At 54.2% G+C, this 26,859-nt stretch carries 23 protein-coding genes, 1 tRNA gene and 1 other annotated feature; of the genes, 22 read left to right on the top strand and 2 right to left on the bottom strand.

Going from position 1 to position 26,859, the window contains the following annotated elements; all coding sequences use genetic code 11:
- Nucleotides 1-71: 71 nt before the first annotated feature.
- The 8 genes from alaS to TY09_RS07955 all read left to right on the top strand — a co-directional run bounded on the left by alaS (nucleotide 72) and on the right by TY09_RS07955 (nucleotide 8,737).
- On the top strand, nucleotides 72-2,702 hold the full coding sequence (alaS, locus tag TY09_RS07990) for an alanine--tRNA ligase (protein WP_042432894.1): 2,631 nt from the start codon (nucleotides 72-74) through the stop codon (nucleotides 2,700-2,702).
- Nucleotides 2,703-2,954: 252 nt separating this feature from the next.
- Nucleotides 2,955-3,293 (top strand): histidine triad nucleotide-binding protein, encoded by a 339-nt coding sequence (locus tag TY09_RS07985; protein ID WP_042432891.1) that lies wholly within the window; start codon nucleotides 2,955-2,957, stop codon nucleotides 3,291-3,293.
- A gap of 65 nt (nucleotides 3,294-3,358) precedes the next feature.
- Nucleotides 3,359-3,880 carry a phosphoribosyltransferase family protein gene (locus TY09_RS07980; protein ID WP_242841460.1) on the top strand — a complete coding sequence of 174 codons (522 nt, stop codon included), beginning with the start codon at nucleotides 3,359-3,361 and terminating at the stop codon, nucleotides 3,878-3,880.
- A 28-nt stretch (nucleotides 3,881-3,908) separates the two neighbouring features.
- Nucleotides 3,909-6,137 carry a ComEC/Rec2 family competence protein gene (locus TY09_RS07975; protein ID WP_042432886.1) on the top strand — a complete coding sequence of 743 codons (2,229 nt, stop codon included), beginning with the start codon at nucleotides 3,909-3,911 and terminating at the stop codon, nucleotides 6,135-6,137.
- The gene (gene holA / locus TY09_RS07970; protein ID WP_042432883.1) at nucleotides 6,137-7,189 is read left to right on the top strand and encodes a DNA polymerase III subunit delta; all 1,053 of its coding nucleotides are present in this window, start codon (nucleotides 6,137-6,139) and stop codon (nucleotides 7,187-7,189) included. Before TY09_RS07975 ends, holA begins: the two co-directional genes overlap by 1 nt.
- Nucleotides 7,186-7,794, top strand: a complete 609-nt coding sequence (locus TY09_RS07965; RefSeq protein WP_009061712.1) for a toprim domain-containing protein — start codon at nucleotides 7,186-7,188, stop codon at nucleotides 7,792-7,794. Before holA ends, TY09_RS07965 begins: the two co-directional genes overlap by 4 nt.
- Before the next feature lie 95 nt (nucleotides 7,795-7,889).
- Nucleotides 7,890-7,974: transfer RNA gene (locus TY09_RS07960), tRNA-Leu, on the top strand.
- A gap of 244 nt (nucleotides 7,975-8,218) precedes the next feature.
- Complete coding sequence (locus TY09_RS07955) at nucleotides 8,219-8,737, top strand: nitroreductase family protein (RefSeq protein WP_009061673.1); 519 nt, start codon at nucleotides 8,219-8,221, stop codon at nucleotides 8,735-8,737.
- A gap of 142 nt (nucleotides 8,738-8,879) precedes the next feature.
- On the opposite strand, the gene TY09_RS07950 is transcribed toward TY09_RS07955, so the two are convergent.
- Nucleotides 8,880-9,941 (bottom strand): NAD(P)-dependent alcohol dehydrogenase, encoded by a 1,062-nt coding sequence (locus tag TY09_RS07950; protein ID WP_009061708.1) that lies wholly within the window; start codon nucleotides 9,939-9,941, stop codon nucleotides 8,880-8,882.
- A gap of 664 nt (nucleotides 9,942-10,605) precedes the next feature.
- Here TY09_RS07950 and TY09_RS07945 point away from each other — a divergent pair.
- From TY09_RS07945 to TY09_RS07900, 10 genes are all read left to right on the top strand, one after another.
- Nucleotides 10,606-10,839 (top strand): AbrB/MazE/SpoVT family DNA-binding domain-containing protein, encoded by a 234-nt coding sequence (locus TY09_RS07945; RefSeq protein ID WP_009061760.1) that lies wholly within the window; start codon nucleotides 10,606-10,608, stop codon nucleotides 10,837-10,839.
- Nucleotides 10,823-11,452 (top strand): L-2-amino-thiazoline-4-carboxylic acid hydrolase, encoded by a 630-nt coding sequence (locus tag TY09_RS07940; protein WP_081759626.1) that lies wholly within the window; start codon nucleotides 10,823-10,825, stop codon nucleotides 11,450-11,452. The genes TY09_RS07945 and TY09_RS07940 overlap by 17 nt, the downstream gene beginning before the upstream one ends.
- 124 nt (nucleotides 11,453-11,576) lie before the next feature.
- A complete protein-coding gene (locus tag TY09_RS07935) occupies nucleotides 11,577-12,521 on the top strand; it encodes a hypothetical protein (protein ID WP_042432879.1) in 945 nt (314 codons plus the stop codon).
- A gap of 225 nt (nucleotides 12,522-12,746) precedes the next feature.
- Complete coding sequence (locus TY09_RS07930) at nucleotides 12,747-12,929, top strand: hypothetical protein (protein WP_042432878.1); 183 nt, start codon at nucleotides 12,747-12,749, stop codon at nucleotides 12,927-12,929.
- A gap of 127 nt (nucleotides 12,930-13,056) precedes the next feature.
- Entirely contained in the window at nucleotides 13,057-13,320 is a 264-nt protein-coding gene (locus TY09_RS18835) for a hypothetical protein (protein ID WP_242841459.1), read from the top strand.
- 77 nt (nucleotides 13,321-13,397) lie between these two features.
- The gene (locus TY09_RS07920; RefSeq protein WP_042432870.1) at nucleotides 13,398-13,577 is read left to right on the top strand and encodes a ribbon-helix-helix domain-containing protein; all 180 of its coding nucleotides are present in this window, start codon (nucleotides 13,398-13,400) and stop codon (nucleotides 13,575-13,577) included.
- Between the two features lie 147 nt (nucleotides 13,578-13,724).
- On the top strand, nucleotides 13,725-14,045 hold the full coding sequence (locus TY09_RS07915; RefSeq protein WP_042432866.1) for a hypothetical protein: 321 nt from the start codon (nucleotides 13,725-13,727) through the stop codon (nucleotides 14,043-14,045).
- A 30-nt stretch (nucleotides 14,046-14,075) separates the two neighbouring features.
- Complete coding sequence (locus TY09_RS07910) at nucleotides 14,076-14,696, top strand: sugar O-acetyltransferase (RefSeq protein ID WP_042432863.1); 621 nt, start codon at nucleotides 14,076-14,078, stop codon at nucleotides 14,694-14,696.
- A 452-nt stretch (nucleotides 14,697-15,148) separates the two neighbouring features.
- Nucleotides 15,149-17,227, top strand: a complete 2,079-nt coding sequence (locus tag TY09_RS07905) for a methyl-accepting chemotaxis protein (protein ID WP_074432620.1) — start codon at nucleotides 15,149-15,151, stop codon at nucleotides 17,225-17,227.
- A 233-nt stretch (nucleotides 17,228-17,460) separates the two neighbouring features.
- Complete coding sequence (locus TY09_RS07900) at nucleotides 17,461-18,087, top strand: flavodoxin family protein (RefSeq protein ID WP_042432859.1); 627 nt, start codon at nucleotides 17,461-17,463, stop codon at nucleotides 18,085-18,087.
- A 95-nt stretch (nucleotides 18,088-18,182) separates the two neighbouring features.
- Here TY09_RS07900 and TY09_RS07895 read toward each other — a convergent pair whose 3' ends face one another.
- Nucleotides 18,183-19,139 (bottom strand): LysR family transcriptional regulator, encoded by a 957-nt coding sequence (locus TY09_RS07895; protein WP_042432857.1) that lies wholly within the window; start codon nucleotides 19,137-19,139, stop codon nucleotides 18,183-18,185.
- A 211-nt stretch (nucleotides 19,140-19,350) separates the two neighbouring features.
- Between TY09_RS07895 and TY09_RS07890 the strand changes: the two genes are divergently transcribed.
- The 4 genes from TY09_RS07890 to TY09_RS07875 all read left to right on the top strand — a co-directional run bounded on the left by TY09_RS07890 (nucleotide 19,351) and on the right by TY09_RS07875 (nucleotide 26,223).
- On the top strand, nucleotides 19,351-20,790 hold the full coding sequence (locus tag TY09_RS07890; protein WP_081759625.1) for a M20 family metallopeptidase: 1,440 nt from the start codon (nucleotides 19,351-19,353) through the stop codon (nucleotides 20,788-20,790).
- A gap of 156 nt (nucleotides 20,791-20,946) precedes the next feature.
- Nucleotides 20,947-22,245, top strand: coding sequence for an MFS transporter (locus TY09_RS07885; protein WP_042432851.1), 1,299 nt, complete (start codon nucleotides 20,947-20,949; stop codon nucleotides 22,243-22,245).
- 382 nt (nucleotides 22,246-22,627) lie between these two features.
- A complete protein-coding gene (locus tag TY09_RS07880; protein WP_009061774.1) occupies nucleotides 22,628-24,463 on the top strand; it encodes an NAD(P)-binding protein in 1,836 nt (611 codons plus the stop codon).
- Complete coding sequence (locus tag TY09_RS07875) at nucleotides 24,457-26,223, top strand: [FeFe] hydrogenase, group A (protein ID WP_042432848.1); 1,767 nt, start codon at nucleotides 24,457-24,459, stop codon at nucleotides 26,221-26,223. Before TY09_RS07880 ends, TY09_RS07875 begins: the two co-directional genes overlap by 7 nt.
- A 310-nt stretch (nucleotides 26,224-26,533) precedes the next feature.
- Nucleotides 26,534-26,788, top strand: a binding site (T-box leader).
- Nucleotides 26,789-26,859: the final 71 nt, after the last annotated feature.

Below are 26,859 nucleotides of genomic sequence, written 5' to 3'. Positions count from 1 at the left end.
GCCGTGGGCAGAGGAAAAAAGTCAATGGCTTTTTCAAGTGGAATTACGATCAGACAGGAGAGTTAAGAATCATGCAGTGGACAGGATTGAACGAGATTCGCGAAAAGTATCTGTCTTTTTTTGAATCGAAAGGACATTTGCGGCTGAAGAGCTTTTCTTTGGTGCCGAGCGGAGACAACAGCCTTTTGCTGATCAACTCCGGCATGGCGCCCATGAAAAAGTATTTTACGGGTGAGGTGACGCCCCCCAGAAAACGCGTGACCACCTGCCAGAAGTGCATCCGAACGCCCGATATCGAGCGCGTCGGCATTACCGCGCGCCACGGCACTTATTTTGAAATGCTCGGCAATTTCTCGTTCGGCGATTACTTTAAGCACGAGGCTACGGCCTGGGCGTGGGAGTTCTGTACCAAGGTGATGGCCCTGCCCGAGGACCGCGTATGGGTCACGATTTATCAGGACGACGACGAAGCGTTTGAGATCTGGACGAAAGAGGTCGGCGTTTCTCCCGACCGCATCGTGCGCCTTGGCAAAGAGGATAACTTCTGGGAGCACGGCTCCGGCCCCTGCGGCCCCTGCTCCGAGCTGCATTTTGACCGTGGCGAGCAGTACGGCTGCGGTTCGCCCACCTGCGGCCCCGGCTGCGACTGCGACCGCTATGTGGAGTTCTGGAACCTGGTGTTCACTCAGTTCGACAGCGACGGAAAGGGTACCTACACCCCTCTGGATCACCCGAATATCGATACCGGCATGGGTCTTGAGCGCCTGGCCTGCATCATGCAGGGCGTGGACAACCTGTTCCTGGTAGATACCGTGCAGAATATTATGAAACATGTCAGCCGTATCGCAGACATTCATTACGGCGATGATTCCAAGAACGATATTTCCCTGCGCGTGATCACCGATCACATCCGCAGTACCACCTTCATGATCGGCGACGGTGTGATGCCCTCCAACGAGGGCCGTGGCTATGTGCTGCGCCGCCTGCTGCGCCGTGCGGCGCGTCACGGCAAACTGATCGGCATCAACCGTCCGTTCCTGTTTGAAGTGGCGGAGACCGTGATTGCCGAAAATAAAAATGCTTACCCCGAGCTGGCGGAAAAGCGCGACATGATCGTGAAGCTGATTCACGTGGAAGAAGAGAGCTTTGCCCGTACGATTGATCAGGGCCTGCAGCTTTTGAATCACCTGATGCAGGGGATGGAAGGCAAGGTGTTTTCCGGCGAGGACGCGTTCCGCCTGAACGATACCTATGGCTTCCCGCTCGATTTGACGAAGGAAATCGTTGCGGAGCAGGGCATGACCGTCGATGAGGAAGCCTTCCGCCGCCTGATGACCGAGCAGAAGCAGCGCGCCCGCGCGGCCCGCAAGAACGCGGGTGCGGATGCCTGGGCAGGCGGTGCGAACGGCACGGAAGAGCTTCCCGCTACCGCATTTGTAGGGTACGAAACACTGCTGAGCGAGGCCAAGGTGCTGGCCGTGATCAAAGACGGCGAGCGCGTGGATTCTGCCGAGGTGGGCGACGAGGTCACTCTGGTGCTGAGTCAAAGCCCGTTCTATGCCGAAAGCGGCGGACAGGTGGGCGACACCGGCGTGATCACCGCGGAGGACACCGAATTTGCGGTGACCGACACCACAAAGAACCACAGCGGCATTTTTCTGCACCGCGGCAAAATCACCGCCGGGCGCATTTCGGAGGGCGATACCGTCACCGCGAAGGTAGATGGCGAGCGCCGTGCGGCGATCATGCGCAATCATACGGCGGCCCACCTGCTGCAGGCGGCGCTGCGCCGTGTGCTGGGCGCCCATGTGGAGCAGGCCGGTCAGCTTGTCAACGACGAGCATGTGCGCTTTGACTTTACGCATTTCTCTGCGATGACGCCGGAGGAGCTGCAGCAGACCGAAGCGCTGGTCAATCAGGCGATCCTTGAGGGAATTTCTGTGGAATGCCGCGAAATGCCGATCGAGGAAGCAAAGAAGCTCGGTGCAATGGCGCTGTTCGGCGAAAAGTACGGCGATGTTGTCCGCATGGTCAGCGCCGGGGACTTCTCCCGTGAGCTGTGCGGCGGCACGCATATCGACAATACCGCGAAGCTTGGGCTGTTCCGCATTGTTTCCGAAAGCTCCGTTGCAGCGGGCGTCCGCCGGATTGAGGGCGTTACCGGAACCGGCGTTCTGGCGCTGCTCTCCCGTCAAACCGAGCTGATGCAGGAGACTGCCGCGGCGCTCAAGGTGAACAATGTATCCGATCTGGTGCAGCGTGCAAAGCAGGTCGCGGTTGAGCTCAAGGAAAAAGACCGCGAGATCGAAAGCCTGACCGGAAAGCTCGCGTCCGTTCGCATCAGCGGCATGCTGGCAAGCGCTCAGCCGGTGGACGGCGTTCGCGTGATGACCGCGGTTCTGCCCGGCACGGGTGCGGATGCGCTTCGCGCCATGTGCGATCAGATCAAGAGCCAGCAGGCGGATGTTGTCGCGATTCTGGCAGGCGTGACCGACGGCAAGGCGACCATCGCCGCGACGGCGGGAACCGAAGCGCAGAAGCTCGGCGTACACGCAGGCAAGCTCGTTGGTCAGGTGGCAAAGCTGGCAGGTGGCAACGGCGGCGGCAAGCCCGACTTGGCGATGGCTGGCGCGAAGGACCCCTCAAAGCTTGAAGAAGCGCTCTCCGCGGCGAATGAAATCATCGCCGCGATGCTCAAATAAGTCGAACCGTTGAAAAATGGCACAGCCGCAGAATGGGTTTCCAATATTGCTTTCCACGCCGCTGTGTGCCCGCAGGGTAACAATATGCTGCAAAGTTCAGTATGATACGATAAGGATGCTCCTTCCTTTGCGGCGCCTGCTGTCTTGCAATTTTCGGGCGGCCTGCGTATTTCACTCTTTCCAAAGACGGGAAAAATCAACATCTATTTCAAAATAAGATCGCATATGTTTCAATGTTAGGAGGAATTTTCGGTGGATTGTGTATTCTGCAAAATCGCAAATGGCGAAATTCCCAGCAAAAAAGTCTATGAGGACGATAAGATCCTCGTGTTCCACGACCTGGACCCTCAGGCCCCGGTGCATGTTCTCATTATCCCCAAGCAGCATATTTCCTCCACGTGGGAAATCACGGAGGAGAACAGCGGGATCATCGCCTATGTTTTTGAAAAGGCTCCGCAGCTTGCAAAGCAGCTCGGGCTTGACGGTGGCTTCCGCCTGGTCAACAACTGCGGCAACGACGGCGGCCAGACCGTGCAGCATCTGCATTTTCATCTGCTGGGCGGCCGGTTTATGGCGTGGCCTCCGGGCTGATTCGCATCCCTTTGAATTTATCAGAAGAAAGGTCTGTATCTAGAATTATGGCAGAAACATATCAAATGACAATCGCCGGGTGCGAGAGACAGCTCCCCATTTGCCCGATCGACGAGCATCTCGACATCGCGGGTTTCGTAATGTTCGGTGATGTCGAGATCACCGAGCGTGCGGCGGAAGAGCTGCTGGCCCGCTGCCCTGAGCACGATGTGGTCATCACGGCAGAGACAAAGGGAATCCCCCTGTGCTACGAAATGGCGCGCAGAGGCTGCCGCCGCTATGTGGTGGCGCGCAAAAGCGTAAAGGCGTATATGCGCAACTGCATCCATGTCGAGGTGAAATCCATCACGACAGATCACGTACAGGACTTGTATCTTTCGGAGGACGATTATAAGGATCTTGCCGGAAGGCGCATTCTGATCGTCGACGACGTGATCAGCACCGGCGAATCCCTGGCTGCGATCGAGAAGCTGGTTCACGAATTCGGCGGCAACGTGGTAGGCCGCGCCTGTGTTCTGGCTGAGGGCGACGCCGCAAAGCGCGACGATATTATCTTCCTCGAGCCGCTTCCCCTGTTCTTGAAGTAATCCCAAAAGCGTATCGGGAGGGGTTTTTATGCGTCCCTTCGCACTCATCGGCTTTAGCTACCTGCTGGCCCAAACGGCGGCGGTGTATTTGGGTGCGGCGGGCGCCCTTCTAATGGGCTGCACGTGCGCGCTGGTCTTCTGCGTGCTGGCATGTGTGCGGAAAACCCGATCCCTTCGTACCGTTCAGATGGCGCTGCTCTCGACAGCGGCGGCGTTCGGCTTGTTTTACGCGTATGCTCAGGCAGTGGTGCTGCCCGCTCAGCAGATGAACGGGCGCGACGCTGTACTGACGGGTACGGTCTGCGAGCTGCCCGTCAGCGCCTATGGACGGTATTATTATGTCATCCGGGTGCAGAGCATTTCCGCAGACGGCGCGCCGTATGTGGAAAAAATCCGTCTTTCCACCCAGAACGCATTGAACGTGGAGCCCTACGACACCATTGAGGGCAAAGCGCACTTTTATACGCCCAGGGGCGGGGAAGGGTTCGATTCCCCATCCTACTACGCGTCAAAGGGCATCACGCTGTTTGCGTATTTGTACGAGTACGAGCCGGTCAAAATCACTGTCGCACAGCACAGGCCGCCGTACTTTGCCGCGCTTTCGCTGCGGCGCAGCATGACCGGCGCACTGTACCGCCTGCTGCCCGCGCGGCAGGCCGGGCTTTCCGCGGGGGTGCTGCTGGGCGATACCTCCGGCATCGACGAGCAGGTGAAGTCGGATTTTCAGACGACAGGCGTGACGCATATCCTCTCGGTTTCGGGTCTGCACATGACGACCATGGCGCAGTTTTTTCTGCTGCTGCTCGGGCTTCTGCGGCTCCCGCGCAGGGCCGGTGCCGCGGCCGCGATGGCCGGTGTGTTCGGCTTTATGGCGGTGACGGGCTTTGTACCCTCAGTGCTGCGCAGCGGCATTATGAGCCTGATTTACCTGTTCGGCATCGTGGCGCGCCGCCAGGCAGATTCCCTGAATTCACTGGGAATTGCCGCGCTGCTGATCTGTACGGCAAACCCATATGCCGCGGCGGATCTGGGGCTGCTCCTGTCCTTTTCCGCCACGCTCGGCATGATTCTATGTGCCGGGCCGCTCAGTACCCGCTTGCGCGCCTTGTATGAAACAGTTCCCGTCGGGCGTGCTCTGCTCGACGGCATCAATTCCGCCGTGTGCACCACCGTCACGGCCACAGTGTTCACGCTGCCCATTCTGATTTTGTCGTTCGGCACGGTGTCGCTGATTTCGCCGGTGTCGAACGTGCTTCAGATTCTGCCGTCCACACTGCTGATGGTGTGTGCGGCGCTGGGCGCAGGAATCTATGTGGCGGGCCTGCCGTTTCTGGCGATGCCCTTCGCGTTTGGCACGGGAGTGCTTTCGAATTACATGATTGGCTGCGCGCGCCTGCTGGCGCAGGTTCCCTGGGCGAGCATTTCGGCTTCCTACGGTTTTGTACATCTGTGGCTTGCGGGCTCCCTGCTGCTTGCGGCGATCCTGATCGTCCGGCCGCCGTCCGGTGCAGCAAAGCGGTCGGCGGCGCTGCTCAGCGTGATTCTGCTGCTGTGTGGCGTGTTTTCCTACCAGCTTTCCATGCGGTCGGTCACGCGGGTCGCAGTGCTTCAGGAGGGCGACGGGCTCTGCGTCGTGCTCACCCACCAGGGGCACGGCGCGGTGATCGGCTGCGGCGGATTTACATCGTCTACCGCGCGGAATTACCTGCGCGGACAGGGCGTGCGGCAGCTCGATTATCTGCAAATGGTGGGGGATTCCAAGGAAGAAGCCCTGCTTGCGTCGGAGCTGATTTCGTCTTTTCAACCGAAACAGGTGCTGTTGTGGAAAAACGGGCAGGACAACGAGTTCCTGCAGAAACAGCTGGAAAACGCGGAGCAGGTCCATTATTTTGATACCAAAGCACAGACCGAGCTGTGGGATATGGTTCAGATAGAGCAGTATGCCGATGGTCTGCAGGGTTATACGGGCATTTCGGTCAATGGCGTCACGTTTCTGCTTGCATCCGCAGAGTGCCGCGCCGATGCCTTGCCTGCGGAGTGGCGGCAGACCGATTTTGTGATTGCCGACGATCTGCCGCGCCGGATGGAAATGCTGTCGCCGTTTGTGACGGTGATGTCGATGTCGGAGGAAACCGCGCAGGCTAGTGTTATTCGGCTCGGCGACGTTGGACTTGTATCGGCGTCTACCGGGGATGCCGGCCATGTGCTGATCGATACCCGACCGGGAGGAAAGATTGTATTAAGGAGGAACGTCTGATGCCGGAACTTACGGAAGCCCAGTGGAAAAAAGCCGCCGATCGTCTGGAGCTGGACGGCCTGTACTTTCTATATGGGGAAGAAAAATATCTGATTGCAGCCTATCTGAAACGGCTGCTGAAGAAAGCTTCAGAACAGCCCTTTGCGGATTTTAACGTGCAACGCTTTTCTGGCGACGGCCTTTTGGCCGACAAGGTAGCCGACGCGGCGGAAGCTCTGCCGATGATGGCGGAAAAAAAGTACGTTGTCATTACCGATCTGGATGTGGAAAAGCTGCCCGCGCGCGAGCTAAGTAAGCTGTACGAGCTGGTGGAAAACTTGCCCGAAACCACGGTGCTGCTCGTGTTTCAGCCGACGCTTGAGATGGATATGAAAAAATCCGCTGCGTGGAAAAAATGGCTCACTGCGGTCAAAAAGCAGGGCACGGTGGTCGAGGTGCGCCCGCGCGACGGGGCCGAGCTCGAGCGCTTGCTGTGCGCCTACGCGGAAAAACGCGGCTGCGAGCTTTCGCGGCAGGACGCGGCTTTTTTGATCTCTCAGTGCGGCAAAGAGCTGCAAACGCTGTTCCACGAGCTGGACAAGCTCTGCGCCTACATAGGCAAGGGTGCGATCACCCGCGCGGCGATCGACCGCGTTGCGGTGAAAAACTTGGAGACGACAGTGTTCCTGCTCTCGAAAGCGCTGGTGTCCGCGCAGTACGATAAGGCGTATTCTCTGCTCGATCTGCTGTACCAGCAGCGGGAAGAGCCGGTGGCGGTGCTGGCGGTGCTGTCGTCTGCCTATGTGGATTTGTACCGCGTGCGCGCATGCGTGCAGGGCGGCCACAGCCCGGCGGAGCTTGCAAATTATTTTCCGTATAAGGGAAAGGAATTCCGCCTGAAAAATGCGGAGCGTGACATGAAAGGCCTTTCTTTGGAAAAACTGAGAGAGAGCCTTGAAGTACTGCTGGAAACCGACATCGGGCTGAAAAGCTCGCGCACCGGGGACCGTATTTTAATGGAAAAGCTGATTGCCCGGCTGCTGCTGATTGCCGAGAAGGAGCGAATAACTTGATCAAAATCAAAGAAGCTGTGATCGTGGAGGGAAAGTATGATAAAATCAAGCTTTCTTCGATCATCGACGGCCTGATTATCGAAACGCGCGGCTTTCGCATTTTTAAAGATGAGCGGCAGATGGCGCTGATCCGCCGCATGGCGGAAACGCGCGGCCTGTTGATTCTGACCGACAGCGATTCCGCGGGCTTTCTCATCCGCCACCACCTGATGAGCGCGATCCCCGAAAAGTACATCAAGCATGCCTATATTCCGGATGTTCTGGGCAAAGAGCGCCGCAAGGTAAAAGGCTCTAAAGAGGGCAAGCTGGGGGTGGAAGGTGTCTCGAAGCAGCAGATTTTAGAGGCGCTCGATCGCGCGGGAGTGCTTTGTGAAGAAGAATCCGTTTCGCAGTGGGAAGCTCCCGCGGCGGTGCGAAAGATCGAAAAAGCCGACCTGTTCCGCGACGGTCTGACCGGCGGGGAAAACAGCGCGCAGAACCGCAGACTGCTGCTGGAACACCTGAGTCTGCCGGAGCATCTTGCGACAAACGCACTGCTGAAAGTGCTCAACAGCATGATGACTTACGAGGAATACGGCGTTCTTGTCGAAAAACTTTTGAAATAAAGCGAATTTTAGTTGACAAGTCTTTCTCCGGAATGATATAATACTGTTCGTCGAGTCGGCTCCGCGCCTGCTCGGTACTATCATTTTGCAGAAATGCGGCTGTGCTGGAACTGGCAGACAGGCACGTTTGAGGGGCGTGTGAGTTATCTCGTATGGGTTCAAGTCCCATTAGCCGCACCAAAGAGGAAAACCCACGTAGTTACCGGATGATTCCGGTGATTGCGCGGGTTTTCTTTTTGCGGTTTTAGATCTGAATTTACGCTCACACGACACTTGTACTACACCTGTACCATTTTCCTTGTTTTATATCTCTCAACTCTAAATAGTGTGTTTTTATTACTATATCAGTTTTTTCTGCCCTATTGTACTATACTAATTTTGTAATATAATTGTATTACAGGTGTAAGAAAGTGAGGAAAAATTTATGTTGGATCTGTTGCTTACAAGAAGAAGCTGCCGAAAATTTGAAGACAAGGCTGTGGAAGCGGAGAAAAAAGAAAAGCTTCTTCAGGCAGCACAGCTGGGGCCCACCGGGAAGAATACCCGCCCATGGGAGTTTGTAGTGGTCGAAAAGAAAGAGACGCTTCAAAAGCTTGGCGACTGCCGGCAGCCTAATCAGCCGTTTTTACCGAAGACACCCCTTGCGATTGTGGTATTGGGCAATACACAGAAAACCGATACCTGGATAGAAGACGCCTCGATCGCCGCTGTCATTATGCAGCTGGAAGCAGAGAAATTAGGGCTTGGCTCCTGCTGGGTGCAGATTCGGTTAAGAGAATCCAACCAGGGAATGAGCAGTGAAGAGTATGTGCGTAAACTCCTTGGGATTCCGGAGCATATGGCAGTGCTTTCTATTATTGCGGTGGGATATCCGAGTGGGACAATGCCTGCACATCAATTAGACGAAGTGGATCAGGCAAAAATTCATACAGAAACTTATTAAGCACGTCCAAATCAGTAAAAAGTGCTATCAACAATGACGATGTGATTTCCCGCGTCCGTTTTGCGACAAATGGAAAAGAAGAAGCGAATCAATTTATCATTGATTCGCTTCTTCTTTTTGGGTTACAGCTCTAAACTGGGGATTACCATTTAATATGAATCACCGGCTTGATCAAATCACTGGGTTTCTCGGCCATCAGCTTGAATGCATCCTCAATCTTCTCAAAGCCTTCAAAGGTATGAGTGATCAATAAGGAGGTATCGACTCTGCCGTACTGAATCATCTTGAGCAGTTTTTCAATACGAAGCGCACCGCCGGGGCAGAATCCGCCGCGGATGTCTACATTCTTCATGCCAAGCCCCCACAAATAGGCCGGGAACGCCAAAACATCGGTGACATCGTAGTAATTGACATTCGATACAGTTCCGCCTGCTTTTACCATGGCGATTGCCTGGGCAAGGCTGTCTTTGTTTCCGCCGGCAATGATGACAGAGTCCACATCGCCGTTTGTCAGCGTCACAATTTGCTCCACAATGTCGCCTTTTTTGTAGCTGATGATATCGGTAGCTCCATATTTTTTTGCGATTTCAATACAATTGGGCCGCGTTCCTACCGCAAGGATTCTTCCTGCTCCGGCAAGCTTCGCCCCGGCAATTGCCATCAGCCCAACCGGGCCGATTCCAATGACGACAACGGTGTCTCCAAAGGTCACTCTTGCGTTTTCAACGCTGTGGAAGCCTGTGGACATCATATCCACTACCATAACCGCCTGGTCTTCCGTCACACCCTCCGGTAAAAATGCCATGTTGGCGTCGGCATGATTCACATGGAAAAACTCTGCAAACGAGCCATCCTTTGTCGTTGTGTATTTGAAGCTATGCAAAGGGCCTGTGTCGTGCTGATGATATCTGCCCTGTGTTCCCGGCTGCATCCAGTCCGGTGTTGTTGTCGCAACAACGACCTTGTCGCCCGGCTTGAAACGCGTTACCAGTTCGCCGACCTCGACAATTTCGCCTACTGCCTCATGGCCGAGAATCATGTTGTCCTTGCCCTCGGCTCCTGCGCCGCCATGAGAAGTGTGCACGTCTGACGTGCAGGGCGCCAGTGTTGTCGGCCGGACAATTGCGTCCAAAGGACCGCAAACCGGCCTTTCTTTTTCGATCCAGCCGACTTCGTTAATTTTTAAAACACCAAAACCCTTCATCTTATAACCTCCTTATCTGAATCAAGAAATTCTGTTGATGGCCTATTGTGTTCATTTTATCACCAGGCTGATCGGCAGGTGACGCAATGAACGCTTCGGTACGGCAGAGCCGTATCTGATGATTGTGTTGATTATATCATGAGACTTCTTTGAATACAAATACAAATAAAAATATAATTAGAATCATTATTATTTATATCTGGAAATAGGATCACATCATTTTTACCTGACTTTCTGTCGCTGCTGGAATAATGAAAAATGCCCGGGCCACTGGGTGCGGCCCGCCTTGTCATAGGACAATCAGTGGTGCAGAATAGGCGGGAAAGCGGCAGCCGGAGAGGGATAACAGAAGGGCGGTTTTGCAGGCTCTGCGAGTTGACCGAAGAGAGAAGTTCAGACTTTGGGCCGATGACAAAAAGCGGTTTGCTGTTCTCGTTTCTCGAAATCCCGATCGATCAGGAATTAGGTTAAGGCACAATCGATATTCTGGAATCCCATCCTTCGCAGGAAAGCAGAATCCTTCGGCAAAGATAAAAAAGCAGCCCCGCATCGTTACCGGAAGCATTTGGTAACGATGCGGGGCTTTTTTGATGGAAGCCTTGACATTTTCTTTTATCCGTCATACTATTCATATTAGTATGTATTATATGACGAGGTGATAGGAATGGAAATCCCAAAAGGCCACTATATTTTTGGTACTGTAAAGGTGGGGGAGCGCGGGCAGATCATTATTCCGAAGGACGCGCGCGAGGTGTTCGGGATTCAGGCGGGCGATACCCTGATCGTTCTGGGCGACGAAAAGTGGGGGATCGCTGTGACCAAAGCGGATGTCCTGCAAAAGCACGCCGGCGAAATATTTGAGAAGATAGAGGAGACCTCGAATGATGAAAGCGTTTGAGTCAACGAATCTTCCGTTTTTGCGGGAAGATTGTGAACAGGAATTCGCCGATCCCATGGGAACACGCATTTATGGCAGGGCAGAGGAGCTGTATCACGAGCTGGTGGCGCAGGCGGACGACAAAGGGAATCCCGCGATCGCGGAGCACCTGCGCGGCAAGCTGTTCCCGGCAATGGCCTACTACAAAGCGTTGCTGGCGGAGGGCATCCCCCAGAGCGACGCGCTGGCCGCCGTCCGGCGCGAAACGCAGAAAGCCGCGCTGATCAAGAAAGAGAGCAGCGCCCAGATGGCGCGCATCCCGTTTGCGTTTCTTCTGTACCGCATGGGCGTAAAATCGCATATGAGCAGGAATTTCCCGGCAGAGGGCTGGGAAACGGAATGGGTGAGCAACAGCGGAAGAGAAATCCACTTTAATCTGCACCGATGTCTGTACTGGGATTCCTGTCGGCAGCATGGCTGCCCTGAGCTCTGCACGGTTTACTGCGAGAACGATACCACGGCTTTCTCGGGGCTGCTGCCGAAAATCCGGTTTGAGCGCAGCGGAACCCTGGGGGAAGGCGCGGCGTGCTGCGACTTTCATTTCCTCAACGGAAGATACGCTGCGCGCGATTGATCGGCCGAATCCGCCGCCCCGCGCCGTGTTCCTCGTTTTTGCAGGCCGTTCTTAACTTTTTGAATCACAGCACATACCATATGGTAGAGGAGGGCGATCAAAACTAAATAAAAAGGTGATAGTGATGGCCAGTACAGTATTGCAGCTCCAAAAAAACAGTGTCACAAGCATTTTAGACAGCGGCAATTTTATCTTTGATCAAGTGATCAGCTCGGCCGGGAATCTCGGTTATGATCCGGTGACAGGCGTTGTCACGATTCCTGAAAACGGCCTGTATATCGTCGACTGGTGGGTGTCGATCCAGTCCACCTCCGGCTCGCCGGGTACTACTGTTCAGCTGATCTCGGACAAAGGCCAGGTATTTGACAGCAACTCGCCCAATAAAACAGGCAATATGGGCGGGATCGCCGTTCTGGATATCGACGACGCCCCGGTTACTTTTTCACTGGTGAACATGTCGAGTGCGACTCTCTTTTTCTCCGGTATGATTTCATCGAAAGCCAATCTGCGGATTTCTGCCGTCGACAGCGGCGGCGGCGCGGCGGACAACAGCCGCTGCTTCGCGCTGGATCAGTTCGCGCATGTTCTGGAACAGATCGTAACGCTCTACCCGGGCGCATCGGTCAGCCTATTTTCCAACAGGCTTGCGACGATCACCGGGCCGATCAATTCCCTGTATCGATCGCCTGACGCCGGGAGCATCCCCATGCTGCTGCTGGGGGATGAGCCGGTCGCTTTCAGCATCGATAAAATAACGGTTCTCTATTTTCCGGACAGCGTTTACGACAGCTCCATTACCTATTTGACTCCTCCCGATCCGTTCCCGCAGAACTGCGATACGGATCAGATCAAGAACATTCATGATTATGTTGCGGTGGGCGACAGCATATCGTTTACGACCGGCCCCACCACAAGCGCTTCCGGCGATATTACGATCAACGAGTACGGCATTCTTGTTTTTGCGGACGCGACCTCTATGATGCTTGTCGTGACCCCGCAGATTTTCTCGATCCAGAAGGTAACCGGCGCGGCGCGCGCAGATCATTCGATCTCCATTTCAGCGCAATGAGCGTCAGCAGAAAAGAACCGTATCAGGTGTTTCCATGCGTATTTGTTCAGTAAGCGAAGTCTTAGGCTTCGCTTATTTTTCTGTCTCGCACCGATTACAACAGGCGCTTTTTTTGGAGAAGAGCCTTCATTTATAATATTTTAAAAAATAAGATGACAATCATATTGACAAATAGGACTCACCTAATTATAATTTAGGTGAGTCCTATTTTCCTAAGGAGGTGCTATGCTGGAAACGGGCAAAAAGCGAGGTCCCAAAACCGAAAATCCCAAAACACACAAGATGGGTATTAAGCTTGACGAAAAATCCAAAAGGATTTTAGATGCCTATTGCGAACAGGAAAAGGTTTCAGGAGCAGAAGCAATCAGGCGTGGGATAAGCCGGTTAGAATCAGACCTCAAAAAATGAAAGGAAGCGGCGCTCACTCTCCAAAGCAAATCGCCACTTCCCCAAAACCGACAGATGCCATAAGGCAAATGCAGCGTAAATAGTATAACATGCGCCGCAGCTCCTTTCAAGCACTGTCGGGAACATCATGAAAGGAAGCGATGCAATTTTATTTGACTTTTTTGGTTGCATAACTTGTAATGGCATTGTCGCCACAAAAGGAGGTGAGACTATCAGCGAACCCAAAAAGATGGGGCGGCCAACGGACAATCCAAAAGATACGATGTTCCGGGTTCGGCTGGATGATAAGAGTGTACAAGAACTGGAGGAATCCGCCGAATCGCTGAAAATCAGCAAGTCGGATGTAGTGCGAAAAGGGATTGAACTTGTGCATAAAAGCCTCAAAAAATGAAAGGAAGCGGCATAATTTCACTTGACTTTCCGTTGCTACAGGAATATAATTGTTGTAGCTACAGGAAGGAGGTGCGTATGTCGCAAAAGAAAATCGGACGTCCGGTATCGCCCGATTCCAAGCATACAATGTTCCGTGTCCGCCTTGATGATACATCAATGGCAAAACTTGAAGAATGTGCGAAAGAGTTGAAAATAACACGGTCAGATGTTGTGCGCAAAGGAATTGAAAAGATACATGACGACCTCAAAAAATGAAGGGAAGCGGCGCCTCTCCAACTAAGAAACACGCCACTTCCCACCCAACCGACAGATGCCATAAGGCAAATGCAGTGTAAATAGTATAGCATGCGCCGCACTTCCTTTCAAGCACTGTCGGAAAACATCATAAAAAGGAGCATGTTTATGATCATTCGGCAGCTAAAAGAAAATCAATATGAAACCCTCCGCAACTCCTTACTGAAAAATGCGCAGGCCGAACCGCTCAGCGCAAGCTATGTTGTCAGCATGACGGTGGATGGTGTAGAATATGCGGTAAGACTGCAGCCGGAGCGGCATCACAAAATAGCGGTTCTGCAGGCCCTGCGGATTACCCGGCGGGAAGACGGCCCAGGCTTTGAGCTGATCACCAAAAGCAGTCTGCTTTCCTCATTGATGGAACTCCTGATTCACCAAAGAGCGGGGGAAAGCCCGCCGACTCTTGTGGAAAACATTCACCTGTCGTGAAACTCAAATTGGGAAAGGAGCACAAGCGAAATGCTGAGCATGAAAGAGCGAATGATCCGGGGAATGACGTACCGCGGCGATGAAGAGCTGTGGGAAGACATGCGCAGGGTCAGAAGATTGCTGCGGACATACAACAACACCGGGGAGGATGAATTCGAGTACCGCACGCAGCTTCTGAAAGAAATGCTTGGGTCGATTGGGGAACATATTTACATCGAGCCAAACTTTCGCTGTGATTACGGCAGTCAAATCACCATCGGGAACCACTTTTACGCCAACTTTGACTGCGTGATCTTAGACGTTTGCCCCGTGACGATCGGCAATCACGTTTTGCTTGGGCCGCAGGTCGGCATCTATACACCCTCGCACCCCATCGATGCAGAGGTGAGGGCAGACATGCTGGAATACGGCAGCCCCGTCACCATCGGGGACGATGTGTGGATCGGCGGGCACGCGGTGATCAACGGCGGCGTCGAGATCGGCAGCGGCAGTATTATCGGGTCTGGGTCTGTGGTCACAAAATCGATCCCCGCCGGTGTGATCGCCGTCGGGAATCCCTGCAGGGTGATCCGGGAAATCACGCAAGAGGACGCGGCCTATTGGCAGAAACAAAGAGCAGAACTCGAGCAGGCGGCAGGTCTGCCGCGTTAACACAATACAGGGGAGCCCCCATCTCTGCCGAAGAAATCCGGCGGCGATGGGGGCTTTTTTGATCTCCTTTTCGCTCCCAATGGAGTGCCCCGCGGCAGGGTGTTCCGCACCGCCTTGCACCCCTCATAAACGCATCAAGGTGATGTGTTTTCACCCCGTTTGCAAGGGAATTTTTTCCAAAAGGGTGGAAAGAAAAACATTTTGATAATAATGACTATTATTCTTTTATTTTACGCGTTTAAGTTTGGTCCTTTTTGCGTTCTGCTTCTGATTGACACTGGAAATGCCCTCCCTGTATAATAAAGCTGTTAATATTTGGAATGTCGATTTTTGTCGAAGAAGAAATTTCAGCTTTGCCAGAAAAGCATTTTTGAACGCTTTATTGCGCACCCGGCGGTGAAACTGTCTGCCTGTATATCTCATAAAAAACACCTTTGAAAGGGAAGATTTGTATGATCAAATCAATGAAAACGTCAAGACACATGCCGCAAAGCCCCGGTACTCCCGGTAAGCTGCCGATGATTCGCAAAATCGGGTTCCAGCTGGCTTTGTTTGCGACCTGTGCCATTCTTATCGTGGGCAGTGTGTCGGTGCTCTACATGTCGGCCAGCAATCGAAACGTCATCAATCAGATCGATACCGAAAGAAGCCAGATGGCGCTTACCACCATGAATTCCATGATAAAGGACTACGAAACACAGTCCGCCGCGGCCGCCGAACACCTTGCCGCCAATGCGGAGGTGATCCATGCGGTGCAGCTTGGCGATGCCGCCGCTGTAAAAACGGCGGTGAGTCAGTCCATGAAACAAATGGCCACAGATGTGGACTTTGTAACGGTTGTCAACGGCCAGGGGGTTGTGATCGCGCGCACCCTCGACGATAAAACGGGCGATTCGGTGACGGGCCAGGCCAACGTTGCAAAGGCGCTTAAGGGAGAAACCGCGACGGTTACCGAAACCGGCGCCGATATCAAGCTCGCCATTCGCACCGGCTCGCCCGTCAAGGATTCTTCGGGTAAGATTATCGGCGCGATCTCAACCGGGTACTCTTTGGTGAACACCGAGTTTGTAGACAAAATGAAAAGCATGACCGGCAGCGAGTTCACTATTTTTGTGGGGGACGAGCGTGTCAATACCACGATCATCAGCAACGGCCAGCGCGCCGTCGGCACAAAGCTGGATCAGAAAATCGCCAAAACCGTGCTCGACGAAAAGTCGCAGTATTTCGGCTCGGCCGATATTCTGGGCGTTCCCCACGCGACCGCCTATCAGCCGATTGTGGATTCCAACAATCAGGCGATCGGCATTTATTTCGCCGGTCTTTCTCTGGAGGAATCTAATGCGGCAATGCGCAACGCCACGGTGATTTCCGTTGTGCTGGAGCTTCTGCTGGTATTGCTGGCGATCACGCTTCTGCTGCTGTTCGTCAGGCGCACCATTTCGCGTCCGCTGGACGAAATGGCACAGGTCGCGACGCAGCTCGCGCAGGGGAACCTGAATATTGCGCTGGAATACCGCGCGAAGAATGAGCTGGGGATTCTGGCGGATGCTCTGCGGTCGACCGTTTCGTCTCTGCAAAGCTACATTCGGGATATTTCGGAAAAGCTCCATCAGATGGCGCAGCGGGATATGCGCGTGCAAATGGATTTGGAATATGTGGGTGACTTCGCGCCGATCCAGACCGCGCTGGTTCAGATTTCCAGCTCGCTGAATCAAACGCTTTCGCTCATTGATGTCGCGTCGCAGCAGGTCAATACCGGGGCCGAGCAGGTGTCTGCGGCGGCGCAGGCCCTGGCCGCGGGCGCCTCTGAGCAGGCGGCCACCGTGCAGGAGCTGACGGCCTCGATCGCGACCGTCGACCAGCAGGCGGAGGCCAACGTGCAGAATGTGCGGCAGGCCACGGAATATGTGACGCAGGCCGCCGCGGGGATCCTGCAGAGCAATGAAGAGATGCAGAAGCTGACCCGCGCAATGGATGAGATCCGCGAGTCGTCCGAGCAGATTTCAAGCATTACCAAGGTGATCGAAGATATCGCGCTCCAGACGAATATCCTCGCCCTGAACGCGGCGATCGAGGCCGCGCGGGCCGGTACGGCGGGCAAGGGCTTTGCCGTGGTGGCGGATGAGGTGCGCAACCTGGCGGCCAAATCGGCGGAGGCCGCCAAGCAGACGGCCGTTCTGCTTCAGAATGCCGGGGGCACCGTCAAAGAGGGCGGTGAGATCGCGGCGAATACCTCGCGCGTGCTTTCCCAGGCGGGCGAGCAGGCAAAAATGATCAGCGTTTCGATCGAGCAGGTCGAGCGCGGCTCTGTGGAGCAGGCCGGCGCGATCGAGCAGATCACGCTGGGGCTGTCGCAGGTATCTTCCGTGGTACAGAACAACGCGGCCACGGCGGAAGAAAGCTCCGCTTCCAGCGAAGAGCTGGCGGCGCAGGCCCAGGCCCTGCAGCAGGAGGTTTCCAAGTTCATTCTGGAAAAACCGCCGGCGGCTGATACAGACCGTTTGGATGGAATGGAAGAACGCTTTTTCTAAACAAAGCTCCCGGCCGCGGCACCGTAAGGTGGATGCGGCCGGGTTCGTTTTTACAGCAGTTTTTATCATGCTGTCAATTGCCGGGATCACTTCCAATCATTGCATATTTATCATACAATATCGCTCCCGTTTTACTCTGCGTCAGGGGTGCAGTATTTTGTGTGCCCCCTATTGACTTAGAGCGCACTATCAGTGCTATACTGTTCACAGAAGAAAGAAAGGAGCGAGAGATGATGAAAGTCATAGCGATCAACGGCAGTCCCAATCAGGACGGAAATACAGGTCACGCCCTGCAAATCATGAAAAAAGAGCTGGAGCGGCAGGGGATAGAGGTTGAAGTGATCTGGGTCGGGCGCCTGAACATTCATGGCTGTATTGCCTGCGGCTACTGTTCCACTTCCGAACAGAACCGGTGTGTTTATCAGAACGACATCGTAAATGAAACCGCCGCAAAGATGCGTGAGGCAGATGGCTTTATTCTGGCCTCTCCCACCTATTACGCCGGAATTGCGGGAACCATGAAGTCCTTTCTGGACAGGGTATTCTTCACAAGCTCGGAATATTTCAAATATAAAGTGGCGACCTCTGTCGCGGTTGTGCGGCGTGCCGGCGGGGTAGATGTGGTACACCAGCTGAATAACTATCTGAATCTGGCGGAGACGGTCACACCGCCGTCCCAGTACTGGACAGTCGGATACGGAATGAATCCGGGAGAGGTGCTCCGGGATGAAGAGGGCATCCAGACCATCCGCAAAAATGCCCGATGTATGGCATGGCTTCTTAAGGTCATTGAAGCTGGCAAAGAGCATGTACCTTTCCCGGAGGGGGAAGATCGTGCGATGACCAATTTCATCCGGTGACAGCGGCAAAAACGGAACCGTGCACCTGTGTATGAAATGATAAAAAAAGAAGAGCTCCGATCGAAATTGTTTCGATCGGAGCTCTTCTTTTTTTATCAGCAGGCGGGCTGAAATTCCGGGCTGAGCATCAGCTCGTCGATCAACAGCGAGCGAAACTCGGGAATAAATCTGCTTGCAGGGTACAGCGGCGAAGTGCAAAGGCAGAGTTCAACGACGCAGCCGGGGAGAGGGATGATAACGGTATCCTGATTTCGCTGGGATGGGGCCCGCGATATGCCCAGCGCAAATGCATCCGTGCTGAGAAGAATGCCGTCTTTTTGATCGCGGTCGGTAACCAGAATCATATTGATCGCGCTGTTTGGAAGAAATGTGCGGGTTTCCTGCATGACTGTGGTCAGAAGATTCGTGCCGTCTTGTTTTTTCACATAATCCACACAGGGATAGTTCGCCAATGCCTGAAAATCAAAGTCCTTTCCCGGATCATCCGGATCGCAATGCGCCAATAAGGGATGCCCCCTGCGCAGAAGGACATTGACGGGCAGGGCGCCTAAAACATCCAGTTGAATCTTTTTTTGGTCGCGAAGCTCGTGAAGATGATATTTGATCGAGAAGTTTGCCATCATCACCTCAAGATCGATCTGACCGGTGCGGAGCAAATCGACGGAGTGGTCAAGGTCGCAGTTCTGCATGGTCATGTGCAGGTCTTTTTGATCGTAATAGCGGCTGCAAAGCTTGGCAAAGGCATTGGTGCAAAAGGAAGAAGAGGAAATCACCCCGATATGAAAGCACTCTTTCTCCTTGGGGACGTTCAGCTGCATCAATTCATCGTAGCTGTTCAGAATGCTTCGGGCATGCACCATAAACATTTCCCCCTGATCGGTCAGCCGAATGCCATCCTGGGTTCGAAAAAACAGTTTAATCCCCAGCTCTTTTTCAAGGGAGAGGATGGTACTGCTCAGATTGGATTGGGTCAGGAACAGGAGCCGGGCCGCTTTCGAAATCGAACCGATTTTAGCCGCTTCCACCACATAACGCAACTGGTTGAACGTCATATAACCACCCCCGTAATTTGCCGAATTTGACTTTAACGCATTATATCATAAAAGCACCTATAAGTAAAATCAAATCCCCAGATATGCGTTTTCAGAGCTGCAAAGTCCGGCGTTTCTATGGTAAACCTGATACAGGAAAAGGGGATTTTCCCTTCTCTTTTTGCGCATTTTGCGTGCAAGGACAATGCAACCTGAAAAAGGAGGTCATTTTGTGGAAAAAAAGCAAGTATATGAATTCCTTGAGAAAAACCGGGCGGTGTTCAGCGATGTGAGCGACCATGTCTGGGACTACGCCGAGACCGCTTTCCAGGAATTCCAGTCGATGGACTGCATCTGCGAAGCGCTGGAACGTTTCGGTTTCCGTGTTGAAAAAGGTGTGGCGGAGGTTCCCACCGCGTTCATTGGCACTTGGGGGTCGGGTCACCCGGTGATCGGCTTCCTCGGTGAATTCGACGCTCTTTCGGGAATGAGCCAGGAGGCCGGCGCCGCCGAACAGAAGCCCGTTTGCGAAGGGGGCAACGGCCACGGCTGCGGTCACAACCTCCTCGGCGCGGGCTCTTTGGGGGCCGCCGTCGCTTTGAAGGAATATCTGGAGAAAAACGGGAAGCAGGGTACCGTCAAGTATTTCGGCTGCCCGGGGGAAGAGGGTGGCTCCGGAAAAGCCTTTATGGCTCGCGGCGGCGTCTTTGACGGCGTGGATGCCGCGCTTACCTGGCACCCTGGCAATTTCAACGGTGTTGCGGACATCAATTTTCTTGCCAATTACCAGATTCTTTACAAATTCAAGGGGCGCGCGTCCCACGCTGCGGCTGCGCCGCAGAATGGCCGCAGCGCGCTGGATGCGTTGGAGCTGATGAATGTGGGCGTGCAGTTTTTGCGGGAGCACGTTCCGCAGGAAACCCGCATCCACTACGCCATTACGAATGCCGGCGGATTCTCCCCCAATGTGGTGCAGCCCAGGGCCGAGGTGCTCTATCTGATCCGTGCGCCGAAACTGGAACAGGTGGAAGAGATTTATCAGCGCATCAATCAAATCGCCAGAGGTATGGCTATGGCCACGGAGACCGAGGTGGAAATCGAATTCATCAAGTCCTGCGCCAACCTGGTTCCCAATAAGGCCCTGAACTCGGTGCTTTACCAAAACCTTCTCTTGGCGCCGCCCATCGTTTACAGCGACGAAGATCTGGCTCTTGGCAAGGCGCTGGACGCCACACTGGCCAACATGCCCAATCTATCCAGCGTTGGTGTGACGGAAGCGGAGGCGGAGGCCTTTGAGGAAGAAATGGCCGGGCAGGCACTTTTTACACAGGTGCTTCCTTTTAATGCCCAGCGGGAAATCAAGGTGGCTCCCGGTTCCAGCGATGTGGGCGACGTCAGCTGGAATGTGCCCACGGCGCAAATCTCCGCCACGTGCTGGACTTTGAAATCGCCGGCGCACACATGGCAGACGGTAGCGATCGGTCGCAGCGAGGCTGCTCACAAGGGACTTATCTATGCCGCCCAGGTGCTGGCCGGAACCGCCATCGACCTCATTGAGGACGACAGTCTGCTCAAAGCCGCTCAGGAGGAATTTGTCCGCCGGATGAAAGGGAAGAAATATATCTCGCCCATCCCCGCCGACGTAAAACCCCGCGCCATCAGCGAGCTGTAAGCTTTTCCGCCGCCGGAGCAGCCCTGAACTAAGTTTCTTTCTGGCGGCGGGTTTTGCAGTGAGCGCGTAGCCAGGCACAATATTTTAGAGCTTGAGGTTTTTTTACAGAAAGGTTGGAAGCCACGTTCGTTTTCCAAAATAAAAGGAGGGTCAGCCATGGAAGTTATGGAAACTGTTGATCGAGGCGTTGAATTGACGTTGGATCAGCGAAAACAGCGCAATTTCAAGAACTATTATTTTTATGTTGAACTGCTTTTCTATGTTTTACAGGGTATTTATGTTGCGGGTCTTCAGGTCTATATCGTTTATTACACTACGAATGTGTTCAAGCTGGATTATGCGGCGATTGCCACCGTTACTGCGCTCTCCGGACTCCCTACCTATTTGAAGATGTTCACCGGCCTTTTGTCCGACAGAGTGCCTGTGGGGAAATTCGGCAGAAGAAAACCGTATTTAATCATGGGCGGCATCCTGTTCATCCCCGCCTTTATCGTTCTCTCTACGATCTCTACATATTCTGTAATCTGGCTTAGCGCCATCATCCTCTGCAATATCTGTTTTGTGATTGTCGACGGTACGGCGGACGCTTTGACCGTAGACATTACGCCGGATGAGCATACCAGCAAAATGCAGGGTTTTGCCAACGGCGGCAGATATGTGGGAATGGCGATAGGCGTTGCGCTTGCCAGCGCGTTGCCGGGTATCGTCGGCTGGCATGTCGTCGCTATTTTCCTGGGTGTTGCCGCGGCGGGTCAGGCGTTTGTCACCCTCCTGTTCAAAGAACTCCCCGAAGCCAAGGAGAAAGAAAAGCTGATCCCCATCAAATCCGCTATCAAAATAGGGTTTGGAAACAGGGGCGCATGGCTGGGCTTGCTGTTTGCGGTCTTTTTTATGGGCGCTATGGGAATGGCGATCATGATCGGCCCTGTGGTGATGAAGAATACCAATTCGGCGGTTTTTGGAATGGCCACGATGACGCAATACATCGCGGTTGCGGCCGGTGCTTTTGTCGTAGGGCAGCTTGTAGAGAAAATCGGCGGCCTCACCAACAGGAATCTTGCCATTCTGTTTGTTGCTATCTGGGTTTTGATGTGTCCCTGGCTGCTGGTGAATGGGAACTGGGACAACACCTTTATGGTTATTTTTGCCCAAGCTGCGATGGGATTCGCCAGAGGAGCCGTTTCTGTTATTACCTACGCTGTCCTGATGCGGCTTTGCTCCGAATCGATCGAAGGCTTTATGTTCTCGATCTTTACCAGTGTCATGAACCTCGGCCTGCATATGGTGTCGCCCAAGATCATCGCTTACTTTGGCGAAACGCTGGGGATGGGCATGGTACCCGCCATGTTTACCATGATGCCGATGATGCTGATCGGCATGCTGTTGATTCCGACCATCAACAAGAGTGTGGAGGAAAGAAGAGCCAAAGAGGCGGCAGTCTCTCAAGCGGTTTAAACCCTGCCGCGCGGGTGCCTTACCTGTTCTCCCGAGCGGGAAAGAGCACTTTTTGATAGATTTGTTTTGTGTGGTTTGATCAGCGTGGATTGATCGTGTGGGAAACCCGGCAGATGAGCCAATGGCTCGTCCGCCGGGTTTCGTCTGTATTTTTTAATGTACTTGGTCTATGTGGGTAATCGCCTTGGATTGCTCTTCTGTACAACACCGGGAATACTCCCGAAAGCAAGTTAAGAAGATGAATTTACAGCAATTTTAACAAAATTTAAATAATTACCAAATTTGTTTGATAAATATTTACCGAAAAATCATTTACACTCCCCTGAAATTATATTATAATTGTTGCAGTTTCGTATTTTCTGAATTGGGAGTGGTCAGAAACATGAGCAGACTTGAAATTATCACACCGAATAGAGCACAAACCACTGTCGAAAAGCTTTACCGTGATCTGGAACGCCGGATCATTGCCAGCCCTCCAAACCTGTGTCCCGTCGATCTGGCGGCATCCTTTCTAAAAATCTGCAGGGCGCAGACGTGCGGAAAATGCGTGCCGTGCCGCATTGGACTTGCACAGCTGGAACACCTGCTGGAGGATGTGCTGGATCAGAAGGCTACAATGGAAACCATAGATTTGATTGAGCGGACGGCCTCCATTATTGTGCAGTCGGCAGACTGTGCGATCGGCTACGAGGCGGCCGACATGGTGCTCAAAGGGGTCCGGGGCTTCCGCGAGGATTACGTGGAGCACGTTGTGACGGGCCGATGTACGTGCAGCCTGAATCAGCCGGTTCCCTGCGTTGCGCTGTGTCCTGCCGGGGTGGACATCCCGGGGTATATTGCCCTGGTGCACGCGGGCAGGTATGCCGACGCGGTTCAGCTCATCCGAAAGGACAATCCGTTCCCGACGGCCTGCGCGTTTGTCTGCGAGCACCCCTGCGAGGCGCGCTGCAGAAGGAACATGATCGACGCTTCCATCAATATCCGCGGGATCAAACGCTATGCCGTCGACCACGCGGGCAAGGTTTCCGCGCCGGTTTGCGCGCCTGCAACCGGCAAACAGGTGGCGGTCATTGGGGCTGGGCCGGGCGGACTGAGCACCGCTTATTATCTGTCCCTGATGGGTCACAGCGTCACCGTTTACGAAAAGCAGCCGCATCTGGGCGGAATGCTGCGGTATGGCATCCCGAGCTATCGCCTGCCGCGTGAGCGGCTCTGGGACGATATTGAGGCGATTCTCTCTACCGGGGTTCAGGTGAAAACCGGAGTCAACGTCGGCAAGGATATCGAAATTTCCGACCTGACGGGAACATATGATGCGGTTTACATCGCGATCGGCGCGCATTCAGACAGAAAGATCGGCATTCCGGGCGAAAACAGCCGCGGTGTCCTCTCCGCGGTGGATATGCTGCGCGCAATCGGCAACAATGTGAAATCCGGCTTTGCCGGGAAAACCGTGGTGGTGATCGGCGGAGGAAACGTTGCGATGGATGCGGCCCGCTCTGCCGTGCGTCTTGGCGCGGAGAAGGTCGCGATCGTTTATCGCCGCCGTGAGGAGGACATGACCGCTCTGCCGGAAGAGGTGCAGGGTGCCGCAAATGAGGGTTGCCGGATTTTGTGTCTGCAGGCGCCCTCCCGGATTGAAGCCACCGAAGACGGCGACGTCGCCGCGCTGTGGGTCCGCCCCCAGATCATCGGCAACATGGATTCCGCCGGGCGCCCGAAACCGGTGGACGCGGATATGGAAGAACGCCGGATTCCCTGTGATCTGATCGTATCGGCCATCGGCCAGAGCGTGGAGTATGGGCCGTTTGCGGAATATGGCGTGCCGGTCAGCAGGGGAAGCATCATCGCGCAAAGCTGCGCCCGGGTAGACAATATTCCGAATCTGTTTGCCGGCGGCGACTGCGTCAGCGGGCCCGCAACGGTGATCAAGGCCGTGGCCGCCGGTAAAGTGGCTGCCGCCAATATCGATAACTTCTTGGGATATCATCACGAGATCACGACGGATGTGGTCATTCCCCCCGCCAATATGGACGACAGAACCCCCTGCGGCAGGGTGAACCTGACCGAGCGGGAATCTGACGAGCGAAAGAACGATTTTGACCTGATGGAAAGCGGCATGACCGATCAGGAAGCCGCGCAGGAATCCTCGCGGTGTCTGCGCTGTGATCACTTCGGCTATGGCGTGTTCAAAGGGGGGAGGGCTTACAGATGGTAACGGTTACGATCAATCACAAGGCGTATGAGGTGGAGGAAGGCTCCACGATTCTGGATGCGGCGGCCTCCGTCGGTATCCATATTCCCACGCTCTGCTACCTGAAGGGCATCAACGAAATCGGGGCCTGCCGGGTGTGCGTGGTCGAGCTGGCCGGAAAGGATAAGCTTGTGGCCTCGTGCAATAACCGGGTGGAAGAGGGGATGGTGGTGTACACCAACAGCCCGCGCGTCCGTGAAGCCCGCCGGGGGATTGTCGAGCTGATTCTTTCACAGCACGACTGCTACTGTTCCACCTGCGTGCGCAGCGGCAACTGCGGCCTGCAGCGGATCGCAAACGATCTCGGCATTCTCGACCTGCCGTATCAGCGCGAGCTGCCGGTTTCAGAGTGGAACAAACGCTTCCCGCTGATCCGCGATTTTTCCAAGTGCATCAAGTGTATGCGCTGCATTCAGGTCTGTGATGAGATTCAGGGTATGCATATCTGGGATGTGGCGAATACCGGCTCCCGTACAACGGTAGACGTTACCTGGAACCGGAAAATCGAGGATTCCGACTGTGCGCTCTGCGGTCAGTGCATCACACACTGTCCGGTAGGCGCGCTGCGCGAGCGCGATGATACTGAAAAAGCGTTTGCCGCGCTGGCGGACCCGGATAAAATCACGGTGGTTCAGATTGCGCCCTCCGTGCGCGCGGCGTGGGGAGAGCCGTTCGGCCTGTCCCGTGAGCAGGCGACGGTGAAGCGCCTTGTTGCGGCGCTGCGCAAAATGGGATTCCGCTATATTTTCGATACGAATTTCGCCGCCGACCTCACCATCATGGAAGAGGGCAGCGAGCTGCTGGAAAAGCTGGGCCACCCCGAAGCCGCCCGGTTCCCGATGTTTACCTCGTGCTGTCCCGGGTGGGTGCGGTTTATCAAATCGCAGTATCCCGACATGGTCGGCAACCTTTCCAGCGCCAAATCACCCCAGCAGATGTTCGGCGCCGTGGCCAAAAGCTACTATGCGGAGCTGCTGAAGGTAGACCCGAAACAGATTTATTCCATTTCTGTGATGCCGTGCCTTGCCAAAAAGGACGAATGCGCGCAGAAGGTGCTCAATGATGCCGGAGCGGGGCAGGACGTTGATCTGGTGCTGACGACGCGCGAGATCGACCGCATGATCCGCGCGGAGCATATTCTGGTGTCTGAGCTGGAGGAAGAGGAGTTTGATATGCCGCTCGGCGTCGGTACCGGCGCGGCCGTGATTTTCGGTACCACCGGCGGCGTGATGCAGGCGGCCCTGCGCTCCGCATATTACCTGGCGACGGGAGAAAATCCCGACCCCGATGCGTTCCTTGAGGTTGGCGGTATGCAGGGCTGGAAAGAAGCAAACTTCCGCATTGCCGACCGCACTCTGCGGGTGGCCGTGGTCAACGGGCTCGGGAACGCGAGAAAGCTGATGGAGTCGATCCGCACAGGGAGAACCACGTATGATTTTGTTGAAGTGATGGCCTGTCCGGGCGGCTGCGCCGGGGGCGGCGGCCAGCCGATTACAGACGGCATGGAATTCGCGCAGATTCGCGGCGAACAGCTCTACGAGCTGGATAAAGGGAATACGCTGCGCTTCTCTCATGAAAATCCGGCGGTGCTTGGTGCTTATCGCGATTATTTTGAAAAGCCGCTGTCGGAGCGTTCCCACAAGCTGCTTCATACCAAGCATAAGAAGTGGGAGTGTCCGCTTTCCCCGTATCTTGATCAGGATCGGTCAAATGAGGTCTATTGATTTGATCGGAATACCATTTTAAAAAGTGATCAAATTCCTCCCCCGCCGCAGGCGGAGGGAGGAATTCACTGTACTTGCACAGGTTATTGAAAGTGAGTTGACGATAAAAAAGATTTCGCTTAATGCTGTCAAACGGGATCAGCCGGGAACAAAGCTCCCGGCTGATCCCGTTTGCATTTTCTCCTGTATACGGATCTCGTTTTTACTAGGCAATCTGTGTGTTTCGCCAACCGGTTTTTTAGCAATCGGCTTGACAAGAACTGCCTGCTGTGGTATATCTCTATTGTACAGAATTTCATACAACTCAATAGAAAAAGCTGTGAAAAGAACAAGTAGACTCATCTCAACCGAGCGAAGAGAGAAACGGATGATGGGAACGTTTCCCCGGCGGTGAGCTCGAAATCCTCTTGGAGCTGCAGGCTGAAAGGGGCCGGCCCCTCAGTAGGTTCTGACGGAAGCCCGCCGTAGAAATGGGAAACGGCGCAGGATGCCTGTGTTGTGATAAGGCGTGAAGGCAATTCTTTCACGTGAAATTAGGTGGTACCACGATCGATTCGTCCTAATACGGGCGGGTCCTTTTTTTATGCCCGAAAATGATTGGATGATGGGCGATTCGTTTGAAAATGACCTTGTGAA

The sequence above is a fragment of the Faecalispora jeddahensis genome (assembly GCF_000577335.1).
Lineage (GTDB): Bacteria > Bacillota > Clostridia > Oscillospirales > Acutalibacteraceae > Faecalispora > Faecalispora jeddahensis.
Note: the sequence above shows the minus strand (reverse complement) of the source record. Positions and strands in the feature narration are given on the sequence as shown.